Origin of the sequence: Litorivivens sp. (assembly GCF_041625495.1) — a bacterium.
Taxonomy (GTDB): domain Bacteria; phylum Pseudomonadota; class Gammaproteobacteria; order Pseudomonadales; family Spongiibacteraceae; genus Litorivivens.
Map to the genome: position 1 here is coordinate 13,713 of NZ_JBFJTH010000036.1, position 14,699 is coordinate 28,411.

General features: G+C 55.1%; 11 protein-coding genes. 7 read left to right on the forward strand and 4 right to left on the reverse strand.

Annotated features, from left to right (window positions below; all coding sequences use genetic code 11):
• The first annotated feature begins 27 nt into the window (after positions 1 to 27).
• Positions 28 to 891, forward strand: a complete 864-nt coding sequence (locus ABYP39_RS06315) for a TIGR03619 family F420-dependent LLM class oxidoreductase (RefSeq protein ID WP_372748773.1) — start codon at positions 28 to 30, stop codon at positions 889 to 891.
• A gap of 40 nt (positions 892 to 931) precedes the next feature.
• On the forward strand, positions 932 to 3,118 hold the full coding sequence (locus ABYP39_RS06320; RefSeq protein WP_372748774.1) for a molybdopterin-dependent oxidoreductase: 2,187 nt from the start codon (positions 932 to 934) through the stop codon (positions 3,116 to 3,118).
• Here ABYP39_RS06320 and ABYP39_RS06325 read toward each other — a convergent pair.
• The gene (locus ABYP39_RS06325) at positions 3,113 to 3,745 is read right to left on the reverse strand and encodes a TetR/AcrR family transcriptional regulator (protein ID WP_372758840.1); all 633 of its coding nucleotides are present in this window, start codon (positions 3,743 to 3,745) and stop codon (positions 3,113 to 3,115) included. The genes ABYP39_RS06320 and ABYP39_RS06325 overlap by 6 nt on opposite strands.
• A gap of 90 nt (positions 3,746 to 3,835) precedes the next feature.
• On the opposite strand from ABYP39_RS06325, the gene ABYP39_RS06330 reads away from it, so the two are divergent.
• Genes ABYP39_RS06330 through ABYP39_RS06340 form a run of 3 tightly spaced genes read left to right on the forward strand, consistent with a single transcriptional unit; the run spans position 3,836 to position 6,828 of the window.
• Positions 3,836 to 4,918 (forward strand): TIGR03857 family LLM class F420-dependent oxidoreductase, encoded by a 1,083-nt coding sequence (locus ABYP39_RS06330; RefSeq protein WP_372781640.1) that lies wholly within the window; start codon positions 3,836 to 3,838, stop codon positions 4,916 to 4,918.
• 31 nt (positions 4,919 to 4,949) lie between these two features.
• A complete protein-coding gene (locus ABYP39_RS06335; protein WP_372781642.1) occupies positions 4,950 to 6,020 on the forward strand; it encodes a phosphotransferase family protein in 1,071 nt (356 codons plus the stop codon).
• Between the two features lie 22 nt (positions 6,021 to 6,042).
• On the forward strand, positions 6,043 to 6,828 hold the full coding sequence (locus ABYP39_RS06340) for an SDR family NAD(P)-dependent oxidoreductase (RefSeq protein ID WP_372781644.1): 786 nt from the start codon (positions 6,043 to 6,045) through the stop codon (positions 6,826 to 6,828).
• A gap of 69 nt (positions 6,829 to 6,897) precedes the next feature.
• Here ABYP39_RS06340 and ABYP39_RS06345 read toward each other — a convergent pair whose 3' ends face one another.
• Positions 6,898 to 9,369 (reverse strand): TonB-dependent receptor, encoded by a 2,472-nt coding sequence (locus tag ABYP39_RS06345; protein WP_372781646.1) that lies wholly within the window; start codon positions 9,367 to 9,369, stop codon positions 6,898 to 6,900.
• Positions 9,370 to 9,632: 263 nt separating this feature from the next.
• Between ABYP39_RS06345 and ABYP39_RS06350 the strand changes: the two genes are divergently transcribed.
• On the forward strand, positions 9,633 to 10,916 hold the full coding sequence (locus ABYP39_RS06350) for a hypothetical protein (RefSeq protein WP_372781648.1): 1,284 nt from the start codon (positions 9,633 to 9,635) through the stop codon (positions 10,914 to 10,916).
• Positions 10,917 to 10,929: 13 nt separating this feature from the next.
• Here ABYP39_RS06350 and recQ read toward each other — a convergent pair whose 3' ends face one another.
• Together recQ and ABYP39_RS06360 are read right to left on the reverse strand one after the other, a co-directional pair.
• Positions 10,930 to 13,065 carry a DNA helicase RecQ gene (gene recQ / locus ABYP39_RS06355; protein WP_372781650.1) on the reverse strand — a complete coding sequence of 712 codons (2,136 nt, stop codon included), beginning with the start codon at positions 13,063 to 13,065 and terminating at the stop codon, positions 10,930 to 10,932.
• A 150-nt stretch (positions 13,066 to 13,215) separates the two neighbouring features.
• Positions 13,216 to 13,422 carry a cold-shock protein gene (locus tag ABYP39_RS06360; protein ID WP_372748184.1) on the reverse strand — a complete coding sequence of 69 codons (207 nt, stop codon included), beginning with the start codon at positions 13,420 to 13,422 and terminating at the stop codon, positions 13,216 to 13,218.
• A gap of 330 nt (positions 13,423 to 13,752) precedes the next feature.
• Here ABYP39_RS06360 and ABYP39_RS06365 point away from each other — a divergent pair.
• Positions 13,753 to 14,699 (forward strand): SDR family NAD(P)-dependent oxidoreductase (locus ABYP39_RS06365; RefSeq protein ID WP_372781653.1); only part of this gene is annotated, 947 nt, incomplete at its 3' end.

Sequence of the window (14,699 nt, forward strand, 5' to 3'; positions counted from 1 at the left end):
TCTAGCACCTACTAGAGGGGAAGCAAGATGAAGTTCTGGCAATGTCTGTCAATGATCGACATGGATGAACTGCCAACTCTCGCAACACACGCCGAGGACCTTGGATTTGAAGGTGTCACCCTGGGCGAACACCTAATTACCTTTGCCGAACAATACGAACACTACGACTACAGCAAAAACAGTCTCATACGCTGGTATCCCGAAACTCACTGGCCGGAACCCTGGGTTGAAATTGGCGCGTTGTCACAGGTCACCAAGACCCTTAAATTTCTCAATACGCTCTATGTGTTGCCGATGCGAGATCCTTTTCAGGCCGCCAAGCTAATCTCCACGGCAGCCAATCTTTGCGGCGACCGCCTGCTTCTCGGTGTCGGCATAGGTTGGCAAAAATCGGAATTTGAGTTGGTCGGCCAGAATTTTCATGACCGAGGAAAACGCACCGACGAAATGCTGACGGTGATGAAAATGTTATGGACTGGCGACAATGCTTCGTTTGACGGGGAGTACTATCAATTCCCTCCCCTGCAAATGTCTCCGGGCCTGAAACACCGTCTTCCCATTTGTATCGGCGGCTTCAGTGAGCCCGCCTTGCGCCGCGCAGCTCGCAACGATGGCTGGGTGGGCGCTCAGCACGAGATGAAGGATGTCGAACAGCTGCTACCAACATTAAAGCGGTTTCGCGCCGATTCCGGACTGCCCTGGGAGGGTTTCGAGGTGGCGCTGGCGCTATACGATAATTCCCCCGCCAATTTAGAGCGCTGTAAAGAACTTGGTGTCACAATGCTTTACCGCGAAGCGTTTTGCGACAAAAACGGCATGGCCAGTACCATGACCCTGGACGACAAATTGCGCGACATGGAGCACTTTGCCAAACAGTTTATCCACACCTGATATTTCGAATTGATCAATGCGGTCGATAAGAGGTAACACGATGCCCACCACCCAAACCACCTTTTGCCGCATATGCGAAAATCAGTGCGGACTAATAGTTACTGTCGAAAACAACGCTATCACAAAGGTTGAGCCTGACAAGGCGCACGTAGTCTCTAAAGGCTTTGCCTGCATCAAAGGCCTCAGCATCGAAAAAATGCGTACGACGGCAGACCGGATCACGACACCACTGAAGAAAACTGACAGTGGGTTTGAGGCTATCAGTTGGGAGCAGGCACTGTGCGAAATTGGCGAAAAAATCTGCGCCCTGCGCGATCGCCACGGTGACGAATCTGTCGGCGCCTACTTCGGCAATCCAATCAGTTTCAGCCCCCTGATGCCGATATTCTGGACAGCCTTTACTCAGGGTCTGAATACCCACAAGGTTTACAATACCGGCAGCCTCGACTGCAACAACAAGTTTCTTGTGAGTCAACACCTCTACGGCTCACCCATGGCCCTGACCTTTCCGGATATTGATCACATCAATTGCCTGATCATGATTGGCGCCAATCCCGCTATTTCAAAAATGAGCTTTATCAATTTGCCAGACCCGGTGCGACGACTGCAGGAAATCGAAGCTCGTGGCGGTACAGTGTTTAACGTGAACCCACGACGCACGGAAACCGCAAAAGCCGTAGGCGAGCAGGTGTATATCCGCCCCGACACCGACGTGTTTATGCTACTGGGCTTTCTCAACGAGGTTTTTGCCCGCAACGCTATTGACGCCGCGCGTGTTGCCACCCATATGAACGGACTCGACGCACTCCGCGAACTTTGCCTGGATTGGACGCCGGAAAAACAGGCGGAAGTCACCGGCATCAGCGCCGAGCAATTACGTACGCTGGTAAACACGTACCTAAACGCCAAAGGAGCCGCCCTCTACGGCTCTACCGGCATTAACCAAGGCAGCAATGGCACCCTCGCGTTCTGGCTGCTGGAAGTCATCAATGCACTTACCGGCAATCTGGACCGCAGCGGCGGCAGCTTGATGGGACTGGGAATATTCGATTATGGCAAAGCAACCAAAGATGCCGACAAAAACGTTTTCCATTCACGCATCGGTAATACCCGTAATTTTCTCGGCGCCCTGCCCGCCGCCCTGATGGCCGATGAAATCCTGCAGCCAGCGCAGGATCAGGTACGCGCCATGTTTGTATTGTCAGGAAACCCGCTGCTCACCGCGACCAACAGTCATAAACTGGCAAAAGCGCTGGAGCAGCTGGAATTGCTGGTATGTATTGATATTGTGCGCAATGAAACTGCGGAATACGCCGACTATATCTTACCGGGAACACACTTTACCGAACGCCCGGACATTCCCTTTTCTTTTATCAGCCTTTCAGGACTGTCACCGCGCCCCTGGTTCCAGTATACCGACCGACTGGTGACACCACCCGGCGAATGTCGCGACGAATTGTGGACAATGCGTCAACTCGCCAAAGTATGCAATGCGCCGTTCTTCGGCTCGCGAACCCTACAGGCATTGATCAACACCGGCGAGAGGCTGGGTAAACTCCCTCTCATCGGCAAAGCCTTGACCCCGATGCCTGAGCGCTTGTTGGGAATGATAGCCCGTATGGGCAAGCAGGGAGGCCTGCGTGCGCTACGAAAGTATCCACACGGCAAAGCGCTCTCGCCCATCGAAGGTAATTCCTATTTGGGCAAGCGTGTATTGACTAAAGATGGCAAAGTGCAATTGGCGCCACAAACCTTTATCGATCTGGCTGCGCAACGTCTGCTGACAAGCTTTGACAAAGCAAAGGCTGAACAACAGCAGTTCAAATTAATCACCAAACGAGAACGCTTCAGCCACAACAGCTGGACCCATAACGACACGGCCTTTGTGAAAGGAAAACGGCAAACTAATTATCTGTATATACACCCGCAAGACGGGCAAAAACTGGGCTGCGGCGACGGCGACCTGATTGATGTAAGCAATGCCACCGGCTGCGTGCGCCTGCCAGTGTCGCTCAGCGATGACCTTATGCCCGGTACCGTCGCATTGCCTCACGGCTGGGGTCATCAGCGCGCCAGCGGGTTGCGTGTGGCCAACAAGACTCAGGGAGTGAATGCGAATATTCTGGCGGCCGATGGACCGGACGCAATTGAGCCAATATCGGGTATGGCGCAATTTAACGGCATCACCATTTCGCTAAAGGTGGTAGGGTCTTCTGAAGTTCTATAGCAAGCCCCTTAGGCCCAGCAAGGTGCGACTAACGGTTGCCTCCCAAAGCGGATTCAGATCATCCAGTGCAAGGTGCTGCATGACCGCCGGAAAATCTTCATGCGCACCGGACTTTTTTAGCTGGCTCAATATTTTTTTGTCTGCGGCCTGAAGCTCAAACATAGTAAAACCCATTACCGCCCAAAGCAGGCTTTGCGCCTGTAATACCGCGTTCGGCAAGGTCATACCCTGAGCCACGAGTATCCTGGAGATACTATCAATCCGGCGAACCGCACCGGGCGCGCTACCTGCCAAACCGATGATGTACAGCAACGCCGGTTGCGAGCGAATCGCCGCGCGCAGCGCATTCATCCAGTTTTCTATCTCCGTCTGCCAGTCACTGCTATGGTCATAACTGTCATCGAGCGCTGTCAAAGCACGGTCAGCCATGGCATCGAACAGAGCCTCCTTACTAGCGAAATAGGTGTAAAGGTTTCCCGGCACGGTATCCAGCGCCTGCGCGAGTTTGCGCAGAGAAAACGTTTCACCACCGCCGCCGGCAATCAGGGCCATCGCCTGATCGAGGATCTGGTCTCGCGAGAGCCTGGCGGGTCTGCCGCTGACCTGTTGTAAGGGTTTTCTGGACACCCTGTAATCTCTCCTGCATTGACTTAATGAACAGTGTTCATTAACTTTACCGACATTCACACTAATAGCAACTAGGGAATGATACCCGCGATGGCAACGCCGACCTCAGAATTTCCAGAACTCGGTTTTTACGCTCTGCCCGGCCACACCCGCACGCCCGCCGACCTGCTTGACGAAGTGCGCGCCGCTGAAGCACTCGGTGTCGGCTCCGCCTGGCTGTCAGAACGCTTCGACGTGAAGGAAGTTGCCGCATTGGCCGGCGCCGCTGGCGCCGTCACTGATAAACTCGTTATCGGCACTGGTGCGACCAACATCAACTCCCGCCACCCGATGCTTACCGCAACCATGGCCAGCACGCTGCACCGCCTGACCCACGGCCGCTTTGCATTGGGCGTAGCACGTGGCGTCGGTATCCGCTACGACCTGATGGGCATGAAAAAAGTCACCAACGCCCACCTGAGCGAGTTTGCCGACATGATGCGCAAACTGTGGCGGGGGGAACGTGTCAGCCATAATGGCAAGCTCGGCAATTATCCCTACCTGCACATGAATGACTGGCTCGACGAAGACATTCCGCTCATGTTTGTCGGCTTCGGCCCTAAGAGCCTGCGCTTTGCCGGCAGCCTGTTCGACGGCGTCATCCTGCACACCTTCCTCTCGGACCAGGCCTTAAAGAAAGCGGTAGCCTGTGTGCGAGAAGGTGCAGAAAACGCCGGACGTGATCCAGACGCCGTAAAAGTATGGAGCGTGCTGGCGACTGCCTGCGATGCTGACGAAGCCACCTACCTGAAATATATCGTTGCCCGCATGGCGACCTACCTGCAGGCACCCAACTACGGCGAACTGCTGGTCGATATCAACGGCTGGGATCGCGCCACGCTGGATGCCTTCCGCGCCGACAAAGTGGTCAGCAAAATGCCCGGCGGCATCGACAGTGTTGCCAGTACGGAGCAGCTGCGACACATTCGCGATCTTTTGCCCGAATCCTGGCTGCCCGCCGCTGTGGGTTCAGCCGAAGACTGCGCGCAACGCTTTAACGACCAGTTCGAGGCCGGTGCCGACGGCATCATCATCCACGCCAGTCAGCCACACGAGTTTGCGCCAGTACTGGAAGCTTATCGGAAAGTACGCGACAAAAGCCGCTTTACTGATCGCACAAACCGCCCCTGCTGAAAAACGCGCTGCTCACTAACAGAGAGATATCATGACAGAAGAATTACGCCCCACCCCGGCCCTCGATGACACCGAAGCGGTTCGCGCGAGTCTCGAGCAATGGTTTGCTACCCAGGTGTATCCGAACCGCGACGTCCGTATTCCAGCGCTGAAAATCCCTGAAAATACCGGCATGTCCAATATCACACTGATGTTTGACTGCATACTGGATCAAGGCGCACAACGGCTGCCAATGGTTGCGCGCCTGCAAGCGCAGGGCGAAAAGCTCGCCTTTCCGGAATACAACCTGCCCATGCAGTTTGACGCCATGAAAGTGCTCAGCGAAATCGACGGCTTGAAACTGCCAGAGCTAGTCGAAGAAGAACCCACCGGCCAGGTACTGGGCTCACCGTTTTATATCATGCACCAGACCGCCGGTCGTATTCCGCCCGACATGCCGCCCTATCACATGGACGGCTGGCTTTGTGAAGCCACACCGGAAACACGCGGCGCACTCTGGAATAACGCGATCAACATGATGGCGACGCTACACCGTCAACCTATCGAGAGCGCACCGATCGCAGGGTTTATAAAACGCTACGACTTCCCCAAATCCTTCGACGACCAGTTGAGCTATTGGGAGCGCTACATGGATTGGGGGCTGGAAAACGCCCGCAACGAAGATTGTGAAGTAGCCCTGCAGTGGCTGCGCCAACATCAACCCAGCGAACAATGCCAACGCCTTTGCTGGGGCGACTCGCGCATGGCGAATATCATTTTTGAAGAGCAAAGCTGCGACGTTGCCGCTCTGCTCGACTGGGAAATGCTCTGCGTTGGCGATCCACAACAGGATATTGCCTGGTGGATATTCATGGATGAACTGTTTAGTCACGGATTGGGTGTTCCCCGACTGGAGGGCCTGCCCGACGGCGATGCAACCGCCAGAGACTGGCAGCAGTTAACAGGCTTACACACTGACAACCTGCACTACTACCGAGTGTTTGCCGGGCTGCGTATTTCTCTGATCCTTGCACGAATGTCTCTGGCTACCGACAAAAGCATGCTGGAGCAGAGTTTTGCAAGCAGCTATATGCGACGCGTAATGAACGAGCACAACAACTAAAGATAACTCGACGAGATCACTTATGAATATCGACTTTTCTAACAAAACCTATCTGGTTACCGGCGGCGCCTCAGGCATTGGTGCAGCAACTGTTCGCTATCTGGCCACGCACGGCGGCAATGCCGTGATCGCAGACCTCAACCGCGAAGCGGGCGAAGCATTAGCAGCGGAATTTCCACAACACGTGCGTTTTCACCCAACCGATGTTACCGAGTTGGATCAGCTCATTGCTGCCTGTGATCTGGCCGCCGAAAGCTTCGGCGGCCTCGACGGCGCGGTGAACAGCGCGGGGCTGGGCAGTCTGGGCACCACCACCGACATGCCACTGGAAGAATGGCACAAGGTCATCAACATTGACCTTCACGGCGTGTTCTACGCCTGCCGGGCCAGCATTCCCCATCTGCGTAAACGCGGCGGCGGCAGCATTGTTAACGTCGCATCGCTCAGCGGCGTTCGCGCCGATCACGGCTTTGCGGCATATAACGCCGCTAAAGCGGCTGTCATCAACTACACCCGCACCCTCGCGCTGGATCACGGTGGTGACAATATTCGCGCCACCGCCGTATGCCCGGGTTTCATTGAAACCCCCCTTACTGAGATTCCGGGATCCATTGACGCGGTGAAAGACGCATGGCTTAACGCCATCGCACTTGGTCGGGGCGGTAGCGCCGAAGAAGTCGCCAATCTCATCGTATTTCTGCTGTCACCGGCAGCCAGCTATATCACAGGCACTGAAGTGGTAATTGATGGCGGCATGGGTAGTTCAAACAACCAACCCAATCTGCCCAGAATTTTTTCATCAATGTAATTGCTGAAAGGCTGAAATTTCCTCAAAAAAGGCCGCGAAAGCGGCCGTCAAAGAGGAAAGTGGCAAGGCTTACATGCCCCAACGGTAGATCAGATCAACACCATAGCTGCGCGGCTCGCCGAACATGACGGATCGCCCGGCCTGTGGCAGGTTATGCACATTGTTGATGCTATAGTCTTCATCCAGCAAGTTCTTGCTCCATACCGCCAGATCCAGGGTGCCGTCCAGCACCGCGAGATCATACATACCCAAGCGCGCATTCAGCACCGCAAAATCATGCTGTCGATCCTGGGCAAACGTAGACGTTTCAGCTTGGGCGCCACCATTGCGCTCGTCAGTGTAGGAGTAGGTCGCGTTAAACCCTAACCGTTGACCCAGACCGCCGGTCCACAGCGTCCAGTCTACCGCGGCGGTATAGGCGTGCTCGGGGGCTGAGTCGAACACAAAGCCGTCATCAATTTCACCCGACAACGGGTTGCGACTCGGTGCGATACTGGCATCCAGATAGGCGTAGTTCAGAATCAGAATCAGGTTTTCTGACACCAGCCAGGTCGTGTCCAGCTCAAATCCTTCCAGCGTAGATTCCCCAGCATTAGCAACTGTGGTGTCGCTTACCGCATTAGGTACAGAGAAGTTCAACTGCTGATCTTCAAACTCCTGCTGAAAAATATCCGCATTCAACTGCACGCGGCCACCGAAAAAGCGAGATTTAAGGCCGAGCTCGTACGCGATAACTTTTTCAGGGTCGAACCCTTGGCGAAAGCGCTCGGCACCGGCCGCCGTAATTTGCTCGCGAGTATTGAAGCCACCGCTTTTATAGGCCTCATTACGTTTTGCGTACACGTTGACGCTGTCAGTCACTTCATATTCGGCAATCAGGCTGTAGGAATCGTCTTCAAAATCCCGGTCGCCAATTGCATCGTAAAACACATCATTGATCTGGGTGCCAATATCCAGATTGTCACGGTCTTTGTTGTCACCATCACCGGGTATGACAGTAAATGTCATTTGGCGACGGAAGGCGCGAGCATAGCGCGAATCTTCCGAATGACGCAGGCCAAGCGTTAAATTCAAACGCTCTTCCAATACCGGCGGCCTCCAGCTCAGCTGGGCAAAGGCGGCCTTGGCAGAGTTCTCAATGTCATAGCGCGCCTGAGTCAGAATCTCGATGCGAGTATTGGTGTTATTGCCGTCTTGGGTGCTGCCCAACGGTGCCGAAATCAAGTGACCAATCTCGCCCGGACTCTGCCGCGCCTCTTCTTCAAAATAATACAGACCGGCAATGTAGTTCACGCGGTCATCAAACAATGAGCCCGAGAACTGCAGCTCATGAGAAAACTGCTCCTGATCGATATCCGGAGTAAAACCGTCGTATTGGATTGAGCGGCCAACACAGCCGGCCGCACAGGGCATGGTACCGCCCGATGTCGGCGCCACCGGAAAGCCGAACAGCGGCTCGTTGTCGAGACGATAGCCATCGGTGCGGGCACCGGTTGCCAGCACGGTGGGAGTGGCGTCGTACAGATCACGCTGGGCGTAGATATATTTGATTTCCAGGGTTTCACTAACGCTCCAATCCAAAGTCAGCTGGTGACCGGAAATATCGTTAACGGCTTCAGGCATGGGAATGGCGGAATGAATTTCATTCGGCAATTCCTCGCTGCGATTAAAGTCATAGAACTGGCGAGCGCCCGAGTTAATCAGATTGGTGATCGCAATACCTGAATTGGCATTGGGGTTTGGTATCGGATCCGATGGCCGGATGTGCGAATAGGTCATATTGGTGTTGGTAACTTCAGCCTTATCGTAGGCGTAATCAACCCGCAGGCTGTCGTTCACCTCCCAGCCAAAATCAAAGCGGTAACCTTCGGTGTCAGAATCACCAAAATCACCACCTTGACCAGTGTTTTTGATGTAGCCGTCCACACCTTTTTTCAGGTAGGCAAACTTGGCAGCGGCGCCCTCCCACAGCGGCACATTTAACATGGTGCGGCTGTTAAACAGACTGCGGTCGCCCACGGTGAGGTTCTGCTTGAATTGCAGTGCCTCGGGATCCGGGCGCTTGGTGATCAGGTTCACCGCGCCACCGGTTGAGTTGCGGCCGTAAAGCGTTCCCTGTGGTCCGCGCAGCACTTCGATACGCTGCAGATCGGATATCTCGGTCGCCAGCGCCGCAGAGCGGGCAATATAAGCGCCGTCCACGTAAACCCCCACCGGCGGGTCCTGGGTAATCTGGGCATCAATCAAACCGATGCCGCGAATGTAAATGCGCAGCGTGGTGGTATTGATCGGAAAAGGCTGAATGGTCAGTGCAGGTACATTATTGGCCAGATCACCCACATTACCTATGCCCTCACGCTCCAAGGCTTCCTGCCCAAAGGCATCCAGTGCAATGGGCGTATCCTGAAGGGATTCGGCTTTGCGCTGGGCGGTAACGACCACCTCCTCCAGAGTAAGGTTATTTTGCTGGGCGGCAGCGGCCGACGAGAGCAGGGCCAACGCCAAACCAAGCTTGCCCTTGCGCGATGAACATGACGTCATACGAGAATTCTCCGGCTGTCGTGTACAATTTATTCTTCTGAATGGTACAAGTAATCGTCGTAGTGTAGCGGGGCTACCAAGCCTTAAACACGGCGGAAGGCGTCAGTTTCATGCGCATTTTTGTTCATCAATATACCTATTGCCACCAATCCCGCAAACCGCTACATGCTGCAGCCCCCCAGTGACTGGCGGTCTGTGAGCCAATCCTCAATCCCGGTTCACGGCTGTGCTATGATGCCGCGAAAATTGGTTGTGTCGTTCCCGTGTCTGAATTGTTTGATGTCGCCATTGTCGCTCAGGACTACCCGCCTGCGGTTTTACAGCGCCTGGCTTCCCTGCTGGGAACCAGCCCGGCCAAGCTCGCCCGCGCCCTGCGTAAACGCGACCTGATTGTCAAAAAGGATCAGGATGAAGCTGTCGCACAGCGCTACGCCATTTTAATTTATGAGAAAACCGGGGCGGAAGCCATCGTAGTCGGCGGCCCTGATCTACACGCCATTCCAGCCAGCGACAAACCTAAAGCTACCAAAGCCGATGCCAGCACTAAAGGCGCCGGACTGAATCAGCGCTGGCTCAGTGTAATGGCTGTGAGCGTGCTGCTGGGCATACTGGCACTGTTTTTTTTCATACAGCGCGACACACCGCTTGATGCCGCTCTGCACCTGCAAACTGCACTGGAAACCGGCAACAGCAGCGAGCTCGCGCAACACGTGTCGATGGACGCCTTGTGGCTAAAGCTCAAGGCAGACGTGTCAGCAGACCCTGACCTGAGCAAGCGTTTTGCAACCTCGCTGTCCAGCCAGGCCTCCCTGGAAAGTATCGCTACCCTGTGGCTGCAATCCGGCGCCACCGCCGGGGCTCCACCGTTAATGCAGGTGCTGTTACGTGCGCTGGCGGGTGTCGCCCAACACCCCGAACAGGTAGCGCTGATGGAGGAAGAACGCAACAGTGCCGTCATTACCAGTCGCTTCACCCGACCAGATCTGGACTTAGGTTTTCAACCCCAGTGGCGCATGGAGCGACGCGGTGATCACTGGGCCATTGCCCAGTGGCTGAATGCAGTATCTCTGCTAACAACCGTAGACGCGGCAGAAACCCAGACCCTGATAGCTGCCAATCAACGGATACACGAAGAACTGGCGGGGCTGGTAGGAGAATTCAGTTATCAGCACCGGATCACTGGTGTGCACCGCTTCAGTTTGGGTCAACTGCGCATCAACGCCACCATCGTCAACGGCTCACACCAGAGCCTGCAAACGCTTTCGGGAAAACTATTTGTGTATGGCGTGCAGAGCAAACAGGTGTATGCCAGCAAACCATTTCAGTGGCACGCCAAAGAGCGCGTGACACCACCGGGCGGCAGCGTCAGCGTAGAAGTCTTTTTCAGTCTGGATGAAGGTTGGCCAGAATTGATTAAAGCCATAGAACGCAACACCGAAGCACTGGAAGTGGGCTACGCCATATCCAGCGCCAGCTACCGTACAGGTGAAGTAATCAAACCCTATGCCAACTTTGCCGAATTACAGGCGGCCACCAACGTAGAGTAATTGCGGGCACGAGTCAGAGCCGCAATGCAGCGCGCACGCAACCCAACACGCCGTAGTCGTACTCGCCGTCAAAGGCTTCATAAACAGCCTTAAGACCGCCCTGCTCGTTCAAGGAAAACGCGCCGCCCAAGGCTTCCAACTCCGATGCATCGAGCTCCACCACGTCCTCAAGTTCGATTTCGTCACGCTCGATACCCATAGCCAGATGTCGATACACGGTATTGAGCGTCAGTTCGCGGCGGTGTGCGATTTCCAGCGGTGTCAGCCCCTGACTCAGTAACACCAGAGTATCGCTTACCGTGTCGCTGACCGGTGCCGGCTCATCGTACTCCTGCAAAATCGCCAGAAACCCCTCGCCATAGGCATCCAACTTGCGCTCGCCAATACCGCTTATCCGCCCCAGCTGTTCCAGCGTTTGCGGCACTCGCTCAACCATCTCGGCCAACGTGGCATCATGAAAGATCACATAGGCGGGTACGCCCTGGTCTTCCGCCAGCGTTTTGCGGTGAGCCCGCAACGCTTCCCAGAGTTTCTGATTCCCACCACTGAAAGCCACATTGCTTTTGCGGGTTTTCTGCTTGTCGACTTTGGGCATTTTGCGCAGGGTCAGCGACTGCTCGCCGCGCAATACCGGGCGCGCTGCATCGGTCAAAAACACACTGCCATGCCCCTCGTAATCCACCCCCAATAGGCCAATGGCCATCAGCTGGCGAAACAGCGTACGCCATTCGCCCTGATTCAGCTCACTGCCAATTCCGTAGGTGGAAAGCTTATCGTGATCGAAGTTCTGAATGCGCTCGAACACTTGTCCACTGTCCACACCGCGCAGCACATCCACCACATAATTCACCCCAAAGCGCTGTCCGGTGCGATACACACAGGACAACGCCTTCTGCGCCGCCACCGTGGCATCCCAAGTCTGCGGAGGCGTGATGCAGTTGTCGCAGTTACCGCAGGGTTCATCGAGAGCTTCGTCAAAATAGCGCAGCAGCACCTGACGACGACAGGCATGGGTTTCACACAGGCCCAGCATGGCATCTAGCTTGTGGCGCTCCACCCGTTTGCGGCTTTCCTCAGCAGCGCTTTGCTCCTGCATCTGGCGCAGGGTAATCACATCCTGCAGGCCGTAGGCCATCCATGCATCGCTGGGCAGGCCATCGCGCCCGGCGCGACCTGTTTCCTGATAATAAGCCTCAATACTTTTCGGTAAATTCAGGTGAGCCACAAAGCGCACGTCAGGTTTGTCGATGCCCATGCCAAACGCAATGGTGGCCACCACTATCACCCCGTCTTCACGCAGAAAGCGCTCCTGATTCTCCTGCCGGATATCAGTGCTTAAGCCCGCGTGGTAGGGTAACGCGGTAAAACCCTGTTTGTTCAGCCACTCAGCAGTATCCTCCACTCGCTTGCGCGACAGACAATAAACAATACCCGCCTCGCCTTCGTGATTGTTCAGAATAAACCGCTTGAGCTGATCCCGGGCGTTGCCCTGATTTTCGCTGATGTGGTAACGGATATTGGGCCGGTCAAAGCCGCTATTGAAAATTTCGGCATCCTGCAGATTCAGCCGTTCGATTATTTCCCGGCGGGTCGGCAGATCTGCTGTCGCGGTCAACGCAATGCGCGGCACCGCCGGAAAGCACTCGTGCAGAATCGATAGTTGCTGGTATTCGGGCCGGAAATCATGCCCCCACTGGGATACACAGTGTGCCTCGTCGATGGCAAACAGGGACAGCTCGGTTTGCCGCATCAAATCCAGCATGCGCGGCGTAACCAGCCGCTCCGGTGCTACATACAGCAGATCGAGATCGCCCTGCCGGAACAGGGATTCCACCCGAAAGGCCTCATCTGCGGCCAGCGAAGAATTGAGGTATTCGGCACGCACACCGTTCTGCTGCAACGCCTGCACCTGGTCGCGCATCAGGGCAATCAGCGGTGACACGACAATGGCAGTACCCGTGCGCACCAGCGCAGGCACCTGGTAACACAAGGATTTACCGCCACCAGTGGGCATCAACACCAGCGCATCGCCGCCGTCGATCACCTGATCGACAATGGCCTGCTGCTGGTGGCGAAACTGCTCGTAGCCGAAAACGCTGCGCAGCACTTCCTGTGCCGGACTGGGCGCGCTTTTGGAAGAAAACAACATAGATCATCCCTGGAGAAAAGGCGCTATTGTCTCGAATTCACTGGGGGAAGGGAAACGCTTGAGACATTCAGAAAGGAGATGCCCGAAGAAACAGCAGGCATAAAAAAAGCAAGCCCGAGGGCTTGCCTTTCTGGTAAACCGAGGCAGCTATTAGATAGCTACGATGTTCTCGGCTTGAGGACCTTTCTGGCCCTGGGTCACGGTGAATTCTACCGCTTGACCTTCTACCAGGGTTTTGAAGCCTGAACCGCTGATGGCGCTGAAGTGTGCGAACACATCTGGGCCGCCTTGCTGCTCAAGAAAGCCAAAACCTTTAGTTTCGTTGAACCATTTAACAGTACCGGTAACTCTAGACATAACAATAAATCCTGTAGGAAAAAAATATCAAAGCGCCACTCAGTGTTATGAAAACTGAAGAAGCACGAATAGCGGGAAATACTAGGCTGAGATTTCGAACTACAGGACGAAGAACTGCAAAGGTGCGACGAAACGAGTGTTCAAATATTAGTCTTTCTTTCTAGCTGAGAGCTACATTATCGAGACCCTGAGCTGATGTCAAACATTTTCTGGAAACCACTGTGAAATGAAGGTGTTGATCACGATAATGGAGCGGGGCCCGCTGGGCGACAGCACCCGTCTGCCCTATTGAAACATATACAGCTCCGCTACCGACAAAAGGATTCAGCAATGCGCATATTGGTTACCGGCGGCACCGGCTTTGTCGGCTCACACGCCGCCCTGGCATTACGGGCTGCCGGGCATGAGGTTCGCCTGCTGGTGCGCAACCCCGCCAAACTCGAGCGGGTAATGGCGCAACACGGCGCTCAGGCAAAAGAAGCGTTTCCCGATATTGTCAGCGGTGACGTGACCGATGCCGCTGCAGTGAAACAGGCACTAAGCAACTGCGACGGTGTGGTACATAGCGCCGCTTTTGTCTCTACCCATAAAAAAGATGCCAACAACGTTATCAACACCAATGTGGGCGGCACCCGCAATGTAATCGGCCAGGGTTGCGAACTGGGCCTGAAACACCTCGTGCACATTTCCAGCCTGGCCGCCCTATTCGCCCCTGGCTTGTCATCGCTCACCGGGGAAGAGCCGCCGACGCAATCCAAATCTGCCTACGGACAATCAAAAGCCGCCGCAGAGCATTTTGTCCGAGACCTGCAGGCCAAAGGCAAGCCCGTTAGCATAATCTACCCCGGCAGCATTATCGGCCCTCACGACCCAGGCTTGTCCGAACCCATGAATGCCCTGCGCATTTTCAGCTCGCGCATGGGTGTGGTTACCAGCACGGGCATCCAGTTTATCGATGTGCGCGATATTGGCAGCGCCTGCGTTGCCATACTCGAAAAGCTCGATCGGCCAGAGCGTATTCTGCTTGGCGGTCACTACTACCCATGGAAAGAGCTGATCAGCACGCTATATGAGCTGACTGGACGACGCCTTCCCTACGCGCCCATTCCCGGCCCACTACTGCGGCTAATGGGAATATTAGGAGATGCATTTATCGCACTGACTGGCGTGAACATTCCGATTACGGCAGAAGGCACCCAATACGCTACACGCTGGGTGCGAAGTGACGACAGCAAATTTGAAACGGTGCTAGGGCTTAGATTTAGACATCACCGTGA